Genomic DNA, 16,964 nt, shown 5'->3' with positions numbered 1-16,964 from the left:
GTCCGTCAGCGCCTTCCCGTGATCGCGGCGCGGATCAGCATCACGCCGGCAAAGCAGACCGCGAGTCCAAGCAGAATCAGGAAGAGAATGGAGGGATCGGTCTTCGACTCGCTCAGGACGCCGAACCCGAACAGCAGGGCGCAGAGCCCGGGCAGCAGCAGGATCAGCCCGAACACCACCATGAACGCAGTGGCGCAGCCGCTGCGTGGCGACGGCGGCGGCGGGACGTATTTGTAGGGTGGCTCCGATGGTGCAGGCGGGATGGGCGGTGGATTGGTCTCGCTCATCGCGGCACCTCCTCGCCTTGCCGGGCTTCACGGTAGGTCTGGCCGGCCAGCGCGGCGCGGATGCCGTCGATCTTTCCGTCACGGTAGAACAGATTGTAGGTGTCGAACGGGATGATCGCGCCGCTCTCGGTGACGAAGTGGATGCAGCTTCGCTTGACGTTGCCGACGCAGAAATTGAAGCGGTCGAGAAACTGCACGATGGTGACGCGGAACACGTTCTCGTAGGTCAGCCCCTCCGGCACCTCGAAGCTCGGGAGACAGCACAGCAATTCGCAGACCCGCTCCGAGGTGTTCAGCGGCCCCGACGACAGCGAGAACAGGTCGACAAACTTCTCCCGCAACACCGGATATTTCTCGGGGCTGATGGTGTTGGGCATCACGGCGATGAGCTGCTCCTGCGGGATCAGCGACGTCAGCGGCAACACCTTGTCGCCGTTGCGCAGGCCGTAGCCGATCGAGATGCTCTCGGGATTGCAGGGCAACGGGATCATGTCGTCAGCGCCGAACACCCCGGTCTCGATCACGCGCCGGCGAATCTCCGACAGCATGATGCGGTCGGTGTCCTTGTTGAAATGCTCGTTACGGCCGGCATCCTGCACCGGCTGCAGCGTGACGCCGCGGACGCACTTCCAGGTCAGCGCGTGGCGGACGATGTCGCCGATCTCGCCGTCGTTGATGCCGCGCTTGATGGTCGCGACCAGCGTGGTTGAGACGCCGTGTCGCTCGAGACTCTCCAGTGCCTGTTGGCGGATTTTTCGCAAATCCGCACCGCGCAGATTGACCAGCGCCTTGCGCTGCAGCGAATCGAACTGCAGGTAGACTTCCAGCCCGCGCTTGTTCTCGGCAAGCTTGGCCACGAAATCAGGCTCGCGCGCGATCCTGAGGCCGTTGGTGTTGATCATGACATGGCGGATCGGGCGGGCGCGCACCGCATCCAGGATCGCGAAGAAATCCGGATGCAGCGTCGGCTCGCCGCCGGATATCTGCACCAGATCGGGCTCGCCCTCGCTCGCCACCAGTGCGTCCAGCATCTTCTCGATCTTCGCCAGCGGCGTGAAGCGGGTCCGCGTCGGCGAGGAATCCGCAAAGCACACCGGGCAAGTCAAATTGCAATGCTCGGTAATCTCGATCAGCGCCAGGCAGGAGTGCTGCTCGTGGTCCGGGCACAGCCCGCAATCATAGGGGCAGCCGAATTCGGTGTGGCGCTGGAACGCGAGCGGCCGGTCGCCGGGCTTGATGAAGTCCTTGCACAGCCGCCAATAGGCCGCATCCGTCGAGACCAGCGTCGACCGCACGCCATGCTGCTTGCAGCGCTTCTCGTACCAGACCTCGTTGCCTGATATCTGGATCTTGGTCGGCACCAGGGCCAGGCAGGTTTCGCATAGCGACTGGGTCTGGCCCCAGAAGATGTAAGGGCGGGCCTTACGCAGCGGCGCGTTCATGCTTCAAGCTCACATTCGGCGCCGTCGCCAGCATGACGGCGGCGTAAATCATGACAAACAGCGACAGCAGGTGAAACAGCGAGAATGGTCCGATCAGCGCGCCATAGGGCTTGATGAACTCCCACAGGAAGCGCTGCAGCCCGTAGTAGAACAGCACGAGGTAGAATCCGTTGGTGATGACGGCGGCATTTCGGTTCAATACCGCCCAGACATAGAATGCCGCGAACGCCGCCATCGCCAGGCTTTCATAGAGCTGCACCGGATGGCGCAGCACGCCGTCGCCGAAATCATGGCCCCAGGGCAGCGTGGTCGGCGTGCCATAGGTGAAATCCTCGAGCCCCGCGAAATAGCAGCCGAGACGGCCGACCGCGACGCCGATCGCAAGCGGTAGCGCGAACCGCGCGCCGGTGCGCAGCGAAATCCCGTGTCGCCATTTGTAGAGCTCGATCGCGACGATGCCGCCGGCCAGCGCGCCCTCGACCGAGCGGGCGACGCCTGCCATGCCAGAGAACCACAGGTTCAGCGTGCCGAAAATGTAGGCGCCGATCCCGGCGCCGAACACCAGCGCGGCGATGTAGGGCAGCTCGAAGGATTGCCGGGGGAATTGCAGCCCGCGCCGGCGCGACAGCCACCACATGGCGAGCGCGGCCGCGCCCCATGCTGCAACGTCGAAGACGGCGTGAAGTTCAGCCCCACTCATGAGGCGAGTGTAGCTTGATTTTCGCGGTCCGCGATAGCGGCTTCCCGATTGCAATGGCGGGGCCAGATTATCAACCGTCCTCGTGGGAGCGGCGGGCTGATGGACCACGCCGGCGACGCCGGCCCGCGCAAAACGACAAAGGCTGTAACCGCGCCAGAACGGATATAGCCGATGTTACGGCGTCCATCCGAAGCGCTATATCCGAACTGACGGCTGGGCTTTCGACCTTCCCAGGATGACATTCTGTCCGGAGTGCAAAACCCGTCCCGATTGCGCGGAGCGATTGCGATGAGGAAGGCTACGATGGATTTTTCGCGGATGTCGGATGGGATCCGGCTGCATCACGCCTCTCATCGCCACGATGGCGACGACGAGTCGGGTCCGGCACCGAGCAGCCCGTTTGCAGGGCTCGATGCGCATCCCGTGACCGCGAATTCCCCGCCTTATGACTCTGGCCCGGGCCAATCCGACCATCCCACCGCGTCGGGGGTCGACACGTACGCCCACGTCGGCAACCACACTGCGGCGAGCCTGGATGCTCCGGCAACGAAGCCTCTTGCCGACGCATCCCATTCCGCGACGGGTATCGCTTCGATCGAGAGCGGGGCGAACACCGCCGGAAACGGCGGAGACGGTTACTTTTACGGAGGTATCATTCACGCATCCCTGTTGATCTATGAACCGATCAACATTTCGGTGAGTTTGGGATACGGCTCGGCCGCCGTGGCCAACCAGTCCAACGATTTGAATGTCGATCAATCCGCCTTTCAAATGGCCGGCGTCGGCGGACATGGTGGGAATGACAACCTTGCATCGGGAGGCAGCATCAGTGCTTCCTTGGGCTCCGGCGTGATCGGGAGCGGCGACAACGGCGCCGGAAACGGCGGCAGCGGCTATTTCTCGGGTGCGTTGGTGGACGCTCCCGTGGTGATCTATCATCCGATCAATATTGCGGTGGCGAGCTCAGGCGGCACGGCCTATGCAAGCCAATCGAACACAGTCGACATCGATCAATCGGCTACGCAGGTCGCGGGCGTCGGCGGCAGTGGCGGAAATGGCAATGTGGCCTTCGGCGGCAGCATCATCACGATCGACCCCAGTTGGGGATCAAGTAATGGAGGGAGTGTCTGGGACGTTCAAACGGGCGGGAGTCAGGCCGGCAATGGCGGCGACGGCGCGTTCCACGGGAGTCTCGTGCATTCCTCGATCTTGGTGTACGACCCGATCAACATCGCGGTCGCGGGCTATGGCTCCAACGTTCATTCAGTCCAGACGAATGACGCCGGCGTGGATCAATCCGTACTTCAGATCGCCGCCATGGGCGGGTATGGCGGCAATGGCAACGCCGCGACGGGCGGCCATGCAAGCCTTCTTTCCCACGGCTTGTGGGGCGGCTCCGACACGATTGCGACCGGCTCGAACGGCGCAGGCAACGGCGGCAACGGCTATTTTGCCGGCAGCCTGATCGATGTGAGCGTCGCGATCTATGCACCCGTCAATATCGCAATCGCGGGGCCCCATTCGACGGCCGTGGCCGATCAGGTCAACAACGTGCACATCGACCAGAGTGCGGTCCAGATTGCCGGACTTGGTGGGGACGGCGGCTACGGCAATCTCGCGCTGGGTGGCGATCTTTCCGCCCATCTTCTGTCGGATCTTCACCTGTTGGCATAGCGAAACATCGAGCCGCTCGCGCAGGCCGGTCGCAAGGTAGCGGACTCCCTGCGCATGCAAATCTCGCGCAGGGGCGCCTCCCGATGTTTCGAGCTCCGATGTTGCGCGACGAATGTCATACTTTCGTACGTAGGTCGACCAACCCGGATGGTGTCCGATTTGACATCTATCGGCAGCGCGCATCGCCGGATCAGACTCGCCCGTGCGCGTCCGCCTGATCGGGATGGATGATGCACGACAGCCAACACAAGGACGGAGGCTCAAATGTTGCCCAAGGCGATCAGCATCTCGGATTCGATCGAATTCAAATCGATCAACACCGGTGGTCAAAGTGTCGGAAATGGCGGCGACGGTACCTTCAAGGGAGCTATCATCAGCAAGCCGACCCTCAACTTCGATCCAACCAACAAGGCAGAAGGCGCCGATGTGCATGTGAACACCGGCGACCACGTCACTCAGACGGCAGATTGGGACGCCGGCGGCGCGAACGCGACGGCCTCGGTGTTTGCGAAGGCCCATGGCGGAAGCGCCGAGTCGAACGGAAGCCAGAAATCCTACAGCGGCCACGATACCTCCAAGGTATATGCCAATACGGATGCCACCCAGATCAACAAGCTCTCGGTGGACCAGCACCAGGATGTCCTGGCTGGCATCGGCGGCAATGGCGGAGACGGCAACGCCGCGCTGGGTGGAGAAGTGAGCTTCCACCTCGATACATTCTGACCATCGGCTCGTCCGACCGTGGCGGGACCGGCGGCCATTGCTGCCGGTCCCGCAGTTCAAGCCGATACCCGCCGATGCCCTGCCGATGCGCTTCTTGGCAGATCGCGTTGGCCGTCGGGCAAGTGCGCCGGACTTCGATTTCAGGCGGTGACGATCATGCTGATGCCGCCCATTCGGTTGCCTGTCCTGCCGCAGATCTCGACGCCACTGCACGCGGCCCTTTGGTCCTGTGCGGGACCGCTTGGTCTCGTATTCGCGTATAGCTGCAGCTACAACCTGCTTTTGTTTGCGCCCTCCATCTACCTTCTTCAGATCTACGACAGGGTGTTGTCGAGCCGGAGCGGCGACACGCTGCTCCTGCTCACGCTCATTGTCGCGATCACGGTCGTGGTCGGCGGCGTGTTCGATGCCTTGCGGCGCGCTGTCCTGGGTCGCCTTGGCGCCTGGCTCGACGATCGGCTCCGTCCTTGCGTGCTTTCGGCCAGCCTCGAATCCGCGTTTCGCAGCGATTGGACGCGGGCGTCGGACGCCTATCGGGATCTCACCGTGTTGCGCCAGTTCATCGATTCCGGCGCATGTCCGATGCTGTTCGACGCACTCTGGGCGCCCCTGTTCCTCCTGGTCCTCTTTCTCATCCATCCCCTGCTTGGCGTCGTAGGCGCCTGCTGTGTGGCTTTCCTCTTCGCTCTCACGGTTGCCGGAGATCTGGTTACCGAAGACGTTCTGCTCAGATCCGGCGCCGCGCTGTCCAGAAGCTACGGCCGCCTCCAGGCCGCCGCAGGCAACATCCACATGATCCGCGCCATGGGAATGCTCGATAGCGCTGCGCGCGCGATCTATCATGACGCGCAGCAGGCACGCAGAGAGCACGATGTGGCAGTCCGGCGAAGCGAGATCGTGATGCTGGTCACCAAGCCGGTCCGCGCGCTGTCGCAGGTGTTGATAATGGGGGCTGCCGCGTGGCTTGTCCTCGATCACGGAAAGAGTCCGGCGATCATTTTTGCTTCGACACTGATGTTCAGCCGCGCGCTCGCGCCGGTCGAAAGTGCGATCGCAGGCTGGAAGTCACTCAGGTCGGCCGTGCGTGCCTGTCAGCGGCTCGACGCGGTTCTCGCCGCGTCCCCCGCCGCCGCCGGACGGCAGGATCCGGAGGTTTCGCAGCGGCAGGCGTCGAGCGGTCTCGTTGTCGACAACGTCGGCGTGAGGCTATCGGGGACCAATCACCTGCTGCTGAATGGTGTCTCGTTCACGCTCGCGAACGGAGAATGCCTTGGCATTATCGGTGCGTCCGGGTCAGGCAAGTCCTTGCTTGGCCGGGTGATTGCCGGGCTGTCGATGCCAACTCATGGCTGTGTCCTGCTCGACAATACCGACGTCTCGCTGCTTCGCGAGGGCCTTAGCGGTCACCGTCTCGGTTATCTCCCCCAGGACATCGACCTGCTCGGCGATACGATAAGCGATATCATCGCACGGCTTGATGATGCCGATCGGCGGAAGGTCGTGGAAGCGGCCAAGCTGGTCGGAATTCATGAGGCGATCATGCGCCTGCCGAACGGGTACGACACGGTGATTCACCGTGAAAAATCCTTCTCGCGCGGATATCGGCAGCGCCTCGGTCTTGCCCGGGCCTTTTTCGGCGGTCCACGCCTGATCGTTCTCGACGAACCGAATGCCAGTCTCGATTACGGGGGCGAGCGAATGCTGCTGGACGCTATCGAGCGCATGAAGCTCGCCGGTGTCATCCTGGTCGTCGTCACTCATCGTATGGGTCTCCTCGCAGCCACAGACAAGATTGCCATTATGGAAGAGGGGGCGGTCGTCGCTTTCGGCGACAGCGAGGAAATCTTTGAGCGGCACCTGAGCCGACCCCAGGTTACATCGCGGACTGCGCCATGATCCGGAACCCTCTCACCATCTGGAAGCTTCCGACGATATCGAGGTTACCCGCGATCTGGGACCAGCTCGTGCGAACGCCGGCAAGCCCCCCGCTCGCCGGACGGCTCGGAGTCGTGGTTACCGCGATCGACGATTTCGAGCCCCTCGAATATCCATGGTGTGCGAGCCCGACACCCCTCTCTCCGCGTGGACGGCTTCGCGGTATCACCCTGGCGGGCAACCTGCTGGTGCTCTGCTTCATGCTGGGGCTTGGCACATGGGCGTGCCTCGCGCCTCTCGAGAGCGCCGCGATCGCTTCCGGCGTCGTGGAATCGGAATCGAGCCGCAAGACGATTCAGCACCTGGAAGGCGGGATCGTCAGGAAGATCCTGGTTGCGGACGGCGATATCGTGCGAAGCGGACAGACGCTGATCGCGCTGGACGACACCCGGCCCGGTTCGGAGGTGCAAAGCCTTCAAGGTCAGTTGTGGGATGCAATTGCTCGTGCCGCACGGCTTCAGGCCGAGCAGCAGAACTTCGAGAGCATCGCAATCCCGAGCGCGCTGGAGCAGGACAGCAAGCGAAATGGGGTGGCCGCCGCCGCGGTATCGGCGCAGCAGTTCATTTTTCAGGCGCGCCGGCAGGTTCATGAGTCGCAGCTTGCGGTCATTCGCGAACGGAGGCTTCAAGTCGAGAGGGAGATCGAAGGTCTCAAGGCTCAGCAGAACGCCACCGGGCAGCGGGTCGACATCGTCCGGGAAGAACTGGATATGGTTACGACGCTCGTGAACAAGGGACTCGAACGGCGGCCGCGGCTTCTGAACCTGCAACGTGAACTGGCCGACGTTGAGGGTCGCCGCGGCGAGATCACGGCGCAGATTTCTCGCGCCGGGCAGGTCATCAGCGAGCAGCAGGCCACATTGTTCAAGCTCGAGAGCGACAGGCAGAACGAGATCGCACAGTCGCTTCGTGAAGCACAGAACCAGATGTTCCAGCTCCGCGAACGGTTGCTTGCGGCCAGGGATCAGCTATCGCGAACGGAGGTGAAGGCGCCTGAGGACGGCGTGATAACCGACTTGCGGATTCATACCGCGGGCGGCGTCATCGGGGCGGGTGCTCCGCTCATGGAGCTGGTGCCGCGGCAAGACCGCCTCATCGTGACCGCCCGCCTGAGGCCCGAGGACATTGATGTGGTTCATCCCGGCCTCAATGCCGAGGTGCATCTCGTGCCGTACAATCAGCGTCGCGTACCGCGCCTGAAGGGAATCGTCGTGCACGTATCGGCAGACCGGCTACTCGACAAGCGTACCGACCAGCCATATTACGCGACCAAGATCCGGATCGACGACGCGCAGATCGCCGCAAACGACTTCCAGATCGTTCCCGGTATGCCGGTTCAGGTGTTCATCACCACGGGGCGCGGTACCGTCGCACTTTACGCGCTCAGGCCCCTGCTCGACAGCTTCCGCGGTGCATTCAGAGAGGATTGATCCCGCTCAGCGTCACTAGGTCTCCGGCATTGGGGCTGTGCCCGGGTCGTGATCGCGATTCTGCGCGAGTGACCGGCCGCGCCAGCGGAGGACCGCTTCCGTGCGATTGTGAGCGGCACATTTCCTCATGATATGCTGAATGTGCATTTTGACGGTGCTTTCCGAGAGCTTCAATTTGGCTGCGATCAGCTTGTTGGGCAGGCCGAGCTCCAATTCCGCCAGGACGTGCTGCTCTCGAGGCGTGAGACCGCTCCTGTCGATGGCCGCCCTGGCTGCCTCGTTCATCAGATATGCGGACGCAAGCCCGCGCGCGTCCGGCGGATCGAAACCCGGCATCCTGTTCATCTCGGCGACCGGCAACGGCCTGTAGACGCCGCCGACAAGAACAAGGCGCAGGCCGGCTATGACGACCTCGATTGGTAGCGAGGTGGGAAGAAAGCCGCGAACACCCCGCTGCATCGCGGCTTGCGCGGTCGGCTCGTCGTCATGGTTTGACAGGATTGCGACGGCGGCATTGGGACAGTGCTCGGCCACGAAGGCGAGATCGTCCTCGACCGAGGGATCGCCGATGGGCTTGTCCGCGATGCTCAGCAGCACCAGACGAACGTCGCGGGTTGACATGCAGTCCAGGCCTCGGACTGTTGCCATGTCGAGGATCTCGAAGTCGGCCAATTCCCGCCTGAGGACGTTAAGAATACATGTGCGGGGCAACAGGTGCGGCTCGATGATCACCAGAACCGGTACGTGAAGCGCTCCATTGAGCCGTTTTGAGGTTATGTCGTCCATGATTTCCTCGGAATGAAAAGAATTTCTGCGACAGTCCCATCGATCCGTATTGCGCATTTACCGTTGCGGCATTCATCCTGAATGCATCATCACGCGCAGCCCCGACATCAGGATCGCATCCATTGCGGGATAGCCTGGCGCCTCGGTGGAAATTCTTTCCGCTCAAATCATTTGGACGCGCGCCGCGGCGCGGTCGACGCATCCCCTATTTGCAGATATTTCGATACGCCGTTGACGCCGCCGACCCTGACTTGCCGTCGACGACATACGCTTCATCCTCCTTCACAAGATACAGAAACGGCCTCCCTCCAGTCTCTCCGCCCGACGCACTTCTTCCTTTCACGCGCCCGCAAATCGTATCCACGGCGCGTCCGAACGTGTTCTTTCGCATGGCGCGCTTCATGTCGCTGAATTCGGCCGATCCCGGATCCTCAATCTGCGCTGCAATCGTGACCTTCGCTTTGGTGAGGACAGGATCTGCTGTGTCCGCGGCGTGTTCGGGTGTCGGGACGTTGATCCTCGTCCGCGGAGACGCCGCCTTGGCGAGGTCGGGCGGTCCGTGTTTCTTCGATGATGGTCTCCTGCCGGATTTTGCCGGGGTTGCAGAATTCGATTTGACGATCGCAGGCACCGGGGCTAACGCCGCCGGCATTGGCTCTGTGGGTCGGGCGACTGCAACCTTGTCGAAACAAGGTCTTGACCCACACCCAAGGAAATACCCTCGGGAAGGCGCGAACCAGCCAAAGCCGACCAGGATTCCTGCCAGCGCTCCGACAAAAAGCAGTCCCATCCGATTCCCCTCCTCGGGAGCTCGGCTCGCACTCATAACTAGGACTAATTCCGCGCTGGTGATCCTATCTGTTGCGCAAAAGCGTTAAGCGCTCATTAAGCGCGCGGGGTCGGGGCGATAGGACGAACCCTACGGCGATGTCGGGCTTAGCGTCGGCTTCCGGAAGCATGGCGGATGCGACGAATAATGAGTACACACCCTAGCACTACTTTGGCAGATTGTTGATTTTGCCGCGTTTTATAGGATTCCCGAATCAATTTTTCAATGATTCATGGGTGGTCGGCTCTTGGAGGGCTGACCATGCCGAGATGGGAAGACGAACTCGAACGCTGGCTAATGCCGTTCTTGGACCGGCTGGGTCATAAGACCCGGCAGCGGATGTGTCCTCTGTATGTTGCGGGATTGATCGGTCCGGGCGATCGCAAGAGCGTTCAGCCGATGGCGGAACGCCTTGCCACGAGCAACTACGACCAGTTGCACCATTTCATTGCGGACGGTGTCTGGGATGCGACGCCGCTGGAGACGGAGCTGCTCAACCAGGCGGACCGACTTGTCGGCGGCAGGGATGCGATGCTGGTTATCGATGACACCTCACTTCCCAAGAAGGGTGAGCGATCGGTCGGTGTTGCGGCTCAATACGCGTCGGCTCTCGGTAAAACCGCAAATTGCCAAACGCTGGTGTCTTTAACGCTTGCACGCGGCGAAGTGCCAGTGATGGTCGCGTTACGTCTCTTTCTGCCTGACAGCTGGACAAGCGACATGTCTCGTTTGAAGCGCGCTCGCGTGCCAGTCGAACACCGAACGCCACGGTCCAAGCCGGAGATCGCTTTGGCCGAGATTGACCGCGCGATGGCAGCCAACATGCGCTTTGGATGTGTGCTGGCGGATGCAGGATACGGCCTCAGCGCACCGTTTCGACAAGGGCTAACAGAGCGCGGGCTGACCTGGGCTGTCGGTATCCCTCGGCACCAGAAAGTGTATCCGGTCGATGTGAAGCTCATTTGGCCGATCACCAAAGTCCGTGGCAAACCACGAAAGCACCACGTGCCCGATATCTTATCGATTGCGGCCGAACAAATGCTGGCCAGCGCCAAATGGAAAACCCTGAGTTGGCGTAGCGGGACGAAAGGTCGGCTCAAAGCTCGATTTGCTGCTCTCCGTGTCCGCACCGCCGACGGCCCTCCGCAGCGAATATGGGATAAAGGTCAGCAGCATCTCCCAGGCGACGAAGCCTGGCTCATTGGTGAGCAACGTGCCTCCGGGGAGAAGAAATACTATCTCGCCAATCTTCCGGCGGCGACGGATCTGCGCACGCTGGCCGCCACCATCAAGGCACGGTGGATTTGTGAGCAGGCGCATCAACAGCTGAAGGAGGAGCTTGGACTTGATCACTTCGAAGGGCGGTCATGGCAAGGTCTTCATCGCCACGCCTTGATGACAATGATTGCCTACGCCTTCCTGCAACATCGTCGCCTCGCATACGCGGGGCGGAAAAAAAAGAATCAACGGGCCTCCGCCTCAGCCAACCATGCCAGCCGTACGTCACGCCATCGTCGATCTCATCCTTCGGCCGCCGCCTCAGCAGTGCCCATATTGCCGAAAGGAAATCCCTGAAAAACAGCGGCGAAAACACAATCTGCCAAAGTAGTGCTAGTTCGCCGGGTTGTCCTCGCTGGGATACACGCCGCGCAGCACTTCCTCGAAATGATCCTTGACGGCGTCGTTGCACAGGCAGGAGCGCTGCCGCAGCTTGTCCGCGTCGCGGATCACGATCGCGCCGCGGCGCGTCTCCAGCACGCCTTCCGCCTTGAAGTTCTGGATCACGCGGCTGGTGTAGCTGCGGCCGACGCCGAGCAAGGTCGAGAGCTGCTCATGGGTAAGCGGCACCATGCCGTTGCCATTGGTGCGCTCCATCGCCGAGATGATCCATTTCGCCGCGCGCTGCTCGATCGAGTGGATCGCATTGCAGGCGGTCGACTGGAAAATCTGCGCCAGCATGCAGTCGGCATAACGCGCGAAGATGTTGCGCACGGAGATCGACGTCAGCTTGGCGGCGTCGAGCTTGCTGACCGGCAGCCGCGCGAACGGGCCGCCGAACTTGACGGTGATGCGGGTATAGGCCGGCAGGAAGCCCTGGCTGACGATGCCGCCGACCGCGCCCTCGCGACCGACCAGGATGGTCTCGACATCGCGGCCGTCCTCATTGGGCACCATGTAGGACGCAAGGCTCGGCCCGCATGGAAAATGCACGGTCTGGACGTCGTCGCCGGGATTGTAGAGCAGATCGCCGGCCGCGGCCTCGACCAAGGCAAGGTGCGGCGCGATCAGTTCGTAATCGGCGGAGTTCAGCCGGCGCAAAAGATTGTTGAACGGCCGGTCACTCGTCCCGGCCAACTCGGTCCGTTTCGTGATCATTGGAAATCCTGAGAACCCAACGCGGACCATAATCGGAAAGTTCCCGGATTTATGTTCACTAGTGAACAGACGCGGCAGCCCGCGATGTGATGGGTTTCATCTCGGGAACAGCCGGCGTGCTTTCAGGCGCCGGTCGCGGGCCAATCCGGCCGGACTGATCCGGTCTTTTCATCCATGCTTTAAAAACGGAAACTGGCACGCCATGGACTTCACCCCCAATGCCGGCATGCCCGGTGACGTCCTCGTGGTTGAGGACGATCCGATCATCTCGCTCTATTTCGAGGACACCATCCTCAGCTTCGGCGCCCGGACGGTGCGCACCGCCACGAACGTCGCCCGGGCGCTCGAGCTGATCGCCGAACGCGCGCCGGATTTCGCGCTGCTCGACGTCGGCCTCGTCAGGGGCGAGAAGACGTTCGCCATCGCCGAGCGGCTGGATGTGCTGAAGGTGCCGTTCGCTTTCGTCACGGGTTATGGTGCGGATATCCGGCTGCCGGCATCGCTCGCCGGCAAGCCGCGGCTGACCAAGCCGTGCTCGAGCGAGGCGCTGGAGGCGGCGCTGCGAAACGGACGTTGACGCATTGCCGGCTTCGGCCTCGCCGTCGGCGCGTTCGTCGTCTACCATCCAGCCTGTCGGATTCGGTGACGCAAACGCTTCGGGAAAGCGTCATGGTGATCAGGATATTTGCTGCGCCCGCAGCCGCGCTCGCTCTCGGGCTGCTGCCAGCGCCGCCGTTCGGCTCGGCCGTCGTCGGTCGCTTCGTGTCGCCAGCTCTCGCTACGCCGGCCGCACTCTCGAGCGAGCAATCGGCCGCGCTTGAGACCTACGACAAAGCCCTGAAGGGCTTCGAGTCGATCCTGCGCCAGCGCCGCGCGCAGATCGATTCGAAGCAGCCGCTGCCCGACTTGCCGGGCCAGGCGATCTATCTGGCCCGTGTCGAGATGATGAGCGCCTACAAGGACCTCACCGATGCGCTTCCGTCCAGGATTGGCAGACCCAACAGATTCGGAATCCCCCCGGCCTACTTCAACGCCGACAATGAGCCGCTGCTCGATGAGTACAGGAAGCTCTTCGACGTCATGGAGGCGCCGCCCGCCGGTGCGCAAACATCCAATACGCCATTCAAGGACGTGGTCGATCTGGCGACGGTGATCGCGCGCGCCAAGGGTCTTGACGCCGCCGACGCCGCCGTCGCGGGCCGTATCAGCCTCGGCCTCTTCTTTGCCGAGACGAACGGCAAGCAGAATGCGGGCAATGCACGATCGAACACCTATAAAGGAAGCCTGCAGACCGGCCCGTCCGAGGATCGCGACGGCCGAAGGAAATGGGCCGCCATCAAGGGGTCGATCGCGACACTCGATCCTGCGCTGAGCCGTCGCGACGACCGGGAAGAGGCGCGAGTCGGCAACCTCGACCACAGGTTCAATCACTGGACCGCCGTGCGGGACGGCCTCATGAACGCACACGCCGAACTTTTCCCGCAGGTCGCGGCGATCCAGAAAGCGCTGCCGGACCCGATCGATCAGATGAAGGTCTTTGAGCTGATCCAGATCATTCCCACGCCGACCAGAGCAGCGCTCAAATCGGGCAACCTCGTCGGCTACAGAATTTCCGATCCCAGGATCATGCGATATCTGCGCAACAACAGCGTCTTCGCGTTCGGCCGGGCCGACCGGGCAAGAACATCCGCGACCTTCCGCGAGATCCTCGATGCGATGTGGCTGTTCAACGCCAAGTTCGAGCAGGCGCTTGCCAAGTTCAAGGAGATCAAGTCGGGCAAGCCGGGCTGAGGAGGAGTTGATCGCTCGGCCGTCAGGGTGGACCGAGCAGCGCCCATCGCGGCTCGCAGAATTCCTTCACGGCGGAAGCGACGCTGCTGCTGATGAGGTTTTGGCGCTCGGGCGAGTCCATCTCGCGTTCCTCGTCCCGGTTGATGATCGAGCCCGCCTCCAGCAGGATCGCGGGCATCGCGGTCTTTCTCAGCACGATGAGTTCATCATTGCTGTAGACGCCGGTATCCTTGTTCAGCAACGGGTGCTGGTAACGACCCATGATGGCCTGGCTGTATTGCTCGGCATAATGCAGGCCCTGGGCCTTCATTTCCCCGGCGACCAGTTCGGCGAACCGGAGGCTGGTCTTGAAGTCCGGATTGTCCCGGGAGACGAACACGGAGTAGCCGCTGAAGCGGTCGCTGAAGTGGCTTTTCTTGCCCTCGAACTCCCAGTCCTCGAGCATCTTGTTGGGCACGGAGTCATGGTGGATCGACATCAGCAGATCCGCGTGCAGATTGTTGGCGGCTGCGACCCGCTTGAAGAGGCTCGGTCTCGCTTTGCCTTCGGTCAGCAGCAGCCTGGTTTCGGCAAAGCCTTCGGCCTTCAACCTCTCCTCGATCAGCCGCGCAAGGCGCAGGTTGAAGGTGAACTCGGCGACATTCCGCGCGCTGATCGCGCCTTCCGATTGCGCTGTATGTCCGACATCCAGCACGATCCGGAACGTCGCGGGATCGCATTTGGCAGCGGCTGGCTTGAGAGCTGAAAGCGGCAGGGTGACTGGCCCAAGGGCGGCCAGCCGCATGGCGCGGTGCCTGGGCGGAGCGCGGTGCCTTGCCAATTTGGCAGCCCTTGTCGCCTTCGCGCGCTTCGGCGACTTGGCATGCTTGGGTGAGCTCTTGAAGAGATCGGGCAGCCAGCCGGCATCGCTGACTTCGATCGGCAGCAGCGCGAACACTGCGATCGCGACGACCAACAAGCGGCGAGGCCGAAACCTCGCAACGCTACCACCGAGCACGCGAAAGAATTCGCAGCGCCTCATGCTCCGCCCCTCCGGGCCCCCAGCATAACGGCTCTGACATCGGTACCGGAAGATGCCGGGGAGGTCCATCCCCCGGCAATCGCGTTGCCTCGCCTTGGAGGCAAGGCCGTCAAGACAAAGAGTCCGGTTCCGTCGTGGCTGTGACCGAACTAGTGTCCCGAATCCGAAGTTCGCATCATTTGCCGCACCTTCGGAGCGAACTTCGGATTCGATAAGGACACTAGCAAACTTATAATTCTAGTGTGCTTTATGAATGCGAAGTTCGTGAAAGTGGCTGCCGCGAAATCGCACGAACTTCGCATTCAGCACACTAGACCGGCTTCGGGTCGAGCGTGATCGCCCACAGCTCGGCGTCGACGCGGTCGCGCAGGCTCACCGTCATCTGCCCGCTCTTGCCGTCGATCTTGACGTGGCCGAAGAACTGCATGCCCGCCGACGGCGGCAGGTTCTGGTTGCCTTCGCCCGGCGCCTTGATGAACTTCACCTCGGGGCCGAAGGTGTTGTCGAGCTCGTTCGGACCGAACGTACCGGCATGCAGCGGGCCGGAGACGAATTCCCAGAACGGATCGAACTCTTGGAACTGGGCCTTATTTGGGTTGTAGTAGTGCGCGGCGGCGTAATGCACGTCGGCGGTCAGCCACACCGTGTTGACGATTCCCGCGGTCTTGATGAAACGCAGGATGTCGGCGATCTCGAGCTCGCGGCCGCGCGCCGGACCATCGCCCTGCGCAAAGGCTTCCGAGCCCTTCTTGTTGGCCGCATCGTCATAGACGATCAGCGAGAGCGGCATGTCGGAGGCGATCACCTTCCAGGTGGCGCGCGAGTTGAGCAGCGCGCGCTTCAGCCAGGCCATCTGGTCCGGGCCGATGAAATAGGCGTCGGGGCCATACTGCTCCTGCAGGTTCGGGCCGTTGGGGCCGCGATAGCTGCGCTCGTCGAGCATGAAGACGTCGAGATGCGGACCGTAGCTCAGCGTGCGATAGACGCGCCCAGGCTCGACGATGCTCTCGCGCATCGGATACATCTCGTGGAAGGCCTTTGCCGCGCGCGCCGCGAGCACATTGATGTCGCGCTCCTTGTAGGCCGCCGGCAGCTGTTTCGACAGCGACCAGTTGTTGGTCACCTCGTGATCGTCCCACTGCACGAAGATCGGCACCTCGGCATTGAAGGCGCGGACGTTGTTGTCGAGGAAGTTATACTTGTGGGCGGCCCGGTATTCGTCGAGCGTCTCGGCGACCTTGGCCTTCTCGGGGATCGTGACGTTCTTCCAGACCTTGCCGTCGGGAAGCTTCACCTCGGAGGGGATCACGCCGTCGGCGTAGATCGTGTCGCCGGAGTGCAGAAGGAAATCCGGAGCGTGCTTCTTCATCGCGGCGAAGGTGATCATGCCGCCGTCGTCGGGATTGATGCCCCAGCCCTGGCCGGCGACGTCGCCGCCCCACACGAAGGAGACGTCGCGGCGGTCGCTCGGCGCGGTCCGGAAGCGGCCGACCACCGGTTCGCCGACGATGTCGATATGGGCGAGGTCGCGGAAGCGGACGCGATAGAAGATGTCCTGGCCGGAGGGCAGGTTCTCCAGCAGCATCTTGGCGGTGAAGTCGCTCTCGGGCAGCGCCGTGATCGGCGGCAGCGTATGGGTGTCCTTGAAGGACTCGGTGGTCGCGACCTCGACCATCATCTGCGACGGCCGGTCCGCACGCGCCCACACCACGCCGCCGTCGACGCCGACATCGCCGGACTGCACGCCATGGGTGATCACGGGACGGTCGGCGGCGCGCGACAGATAGGGCATCGCAATCACGCCGGCGCCGGCCGCAGCCGCCGTGGAGAGAAAGCGTCGGCGGGTGAGATTTCGCGAGAACCGGATCGTCATGGGGAGCCTCCTCAGGTCACAGCGACAATGCGCCGCAGGCGCGCCAAGACCTAGAAAAATTCCATGACGGAGACATTACAGCGGCGGGCGTCGCGTG

General features: G+C 62.4%; 15 protein-coding genes. 7 read left to right on the top strand and 8 right to left on the bottom strand.

The features are described 5' to 3' along the window. Positions 1-5: 5 nt before the first annotated feature. Genes ACVIHF_RS34450 through ACVIHF_RS34440 form a run of 3 tightly spaced genes read right to left on the bottom strand, consistent with a single transcriptional unit; the run spans position 6 to position 2,429 of the window. A complete protein-coding gene (locus tag ACVIHF_RS34450) occupies positions 6-287 on the bottom strand; it encodes a hypothetical protein (RefSeq protein ID WP_253605592.1) in 282 nt (93 codons plus the stop codon). Next, the gene (locus ACVIHF_RS34445; protein WP_456793276.1) at positions 284-1,729 is read right to left on the bottom strand and encodes a radical SAM protein; all 1,446 of its coding nucleotides are present in this window, start codon (positions 1,727-1,729) and stop codon (positions 284-286) included. Before ACVIHF_RS34445 ends, ACVIHF_RS34450 begins: the two co-directional genes overlap by 4 nt. Further along, positions 1,710-2,429 carry a prolipoprotein diacylglyceryl transferase gene (locus ACVIHF_RS34440; protein ID WP_253605588.1) on the bottom strand — a complete coding sequence of 240 codons (720 nt, stop codon included), beginning with the start codon at positions 2,427-2,429 and terminating at the stop codon, positions 1,710-1,712. Before ACVIHF_RS34440 ends, ACVIHF_RS34445 begins: the two co-directional genes overlap by 20 nt. 303 nt (positions 2,430-2,732) lie before the next feature. Here ACVIHF_RS34440 and ACVIHF_RS34435 point away from each other — a divergent pair, with 303 nt between their 5' ends. The 4 genes from ACVIHF_RS34435 (at position 2,733) to ACVIHF_RS34420 (ending at position 8,191) form a co-directional block, all read left to right on the top strand. Then, positions 2,733-4,103, top strand: coding sequence for a hypothetical protein (locus ACVIHF_RS34435; RefSeq protein ID WP_456793275.1), 1,371 nt, complete (start codon positions 2,733-2,735; stop codon positions 4,101-4,103). 264 nt (positions 4,104-4,367) lie between these two features. Further along, positions 4,368-4,826 carry a hypothetical protein gene (locus ACVIHF_RS34430; RefSeq protein ID WP_225163137.1) on the top strand — a complete coding sequence of 153 codons (459 nt, stop codon included), beginning with the start codon at positions 4,368-4,370 and terminating at the stop codon, positions 4,824-4,826. Positions 4,827-4,982: 156 nt separating this feature from the next. Further along, on the top strand, positions 4,983-6,722 hold the full coding sequence (locus tag ACVIHF_RS34425; protein ID WP_310882848.1) for a type I secretion system permease/ATPase: 1,740 nt from the start codon (positions 4,983-4,985) through the stop codon (positions 6,720-6,722). After that, positions 6,719-8,191 carry an HlyD family type I secretion periplasmic adaptor subunit gene (locus tag ACVIHF_RS34420; RefSeq protein WP_456793274.1) on the top strand — a complete coding sequence of 491 codons (1,473 nt, stop codon included), beginning with the start codon at positions 6,719-6,721 and terminating at the stop codon, positions 8,189-8,191. Before ACVIHF_RS34425 ends, ACVIHF_RS34420 begins: the two co-directional genes overlap by 4 nt. Positions 8,192-8,206: 15 nt before the next feature. Here ACVIHF_RS34420 and ACVIHF_RS34415 read toward each other — a convergent pair whose 3' ends face one another. Together ACVIHF_RS34415 and ACVIHF_RS34410 are read right to left on the bottom strand one after the other, a co-directional pair. Then, the gene (locus tag ACVIHF_RS34415; RefSeq protein ID WP_057021302.1) at positions 8,207-8,977 is read right to left on the bottom strand and encodes a response regulator transcription factor; all 771 of its coding nucleotides are present in this window, start codon (positions 8,975-8,977) and stop codon (positions 8,207-8,209) included. Between the two features lie 205 nt (positions 8,978-9,182). Further along, positions 9,183-9,767: a hypothetical protein gene (locus ACVIHF_RS34410; RefSeq protein ID WP_456793273.1), complete on the bottom strand. Its 585-nt coding sequence runs from the start codon at positions 9,765-9,767 to the stop codon at positions 9,183-9,185. Positions 9,768-10,031: 264 nt separating this feature from the next. Between ACVIHF_RS34410 and ACVIHF_RS34405 the strand changes: the two genes are divergently transcribed. Next, a complete protein-coding gene (locus ACVIHF_RS34405) occupies positions 10,032-11,381 on the top strand; it encodes an IS701 family transposase (protein ID WP_225648232.1) in 1,350 nt (449 codons plus the stop codon). A gap of 36 nt (positions 11,382-11,417) precedes the next feature. Here the strand turns inward: ACVIHF_RS34405 and ACVIHF_RS34400 are convergent, their stop codons facing one another. Beyond that, positions 11,418-12,182 (bottom strand): Crp/Fnr family transcriptional regulator, encoded by a 765-nt coding sequence (locus tag ACVIHF_RS34400; RefSeq protein ID WP_456793271.1) that lies wholly within the window; start codon positions 12,180-12,182, stop codon positions 11,418-11,420. Positions 12,183-12,384: 202 nt separating this feature from the next. Here ACVIHF_RS34400 and ACVIHF_RS34395 point away from each other — a divergent pair, with 202 nt between their 5' ends. Further along, complete coding sequence (locus ACVIHF_RS34395) at positions 12,385-12,759, top strand: response regulator (protein WP_456793270.1); 375 nt, start codon at positions 12,385-12,387, stop codon at positions 12,757-12,759. Between the two features lie 92 nt (positions 12,760-12,851). Beyond that, positions 12,852-13,973: a hypothetical protein gene (locus tag ACVIHF_RS34390; RefSeq protein WP_456793269.1), complete on the top strand. Its 1,122-nt coding sequence runs from the start codon at positions 12,852-12,854 to the stop codon at positions 13,971-13,973. Positions 13,974-13,995: 22 nt separating this feature from the next. Here ACVIHF_RS34390 and ACVIHF_RS34385 read toward each other — a convergent pair whose 3' ends face one another. Both ACVIHF_RS34385 and ACVIHF_RS34380 read right to left on the bottom strand, forming a co-directional pair. After that, on the bottom strand, positions 13,996-14,757 hold the full coding sequence (locus tag ACVIHF_RS34385) for an N-acetylmuramoyl-L-alanine amidase (RefSeq protein WP_375167124.1): 762 nt from the start codon (positions 14,755-14,757) through the stop codon (positions 13,996-13,998). 547 nt (positions 14,758-15,304) lie between these two features. Then, positions 15,305-16,867 (bottom strand): alkaline phosphatase D family protein, encoded by a 1,563-nt coding sequence (locus tag ACVIHF_RS34380; RefSeq protein WP_253605575.1) that lies wholly within the window; start codon positions 16,865-16,867, stop codon positions 15,305-15,307. Positions 16,868-16,964: the final 97 nt, after the last annotated feature.

Source organism: Bradyrhizobium sp. USDA 4506 (assembly GCF_054058795.1).
The sequence above is the reverse complement of the archived record's forward strand: the minus strand, read 5'-3'. Positions and strand labels throughout refer to the sequence as shown.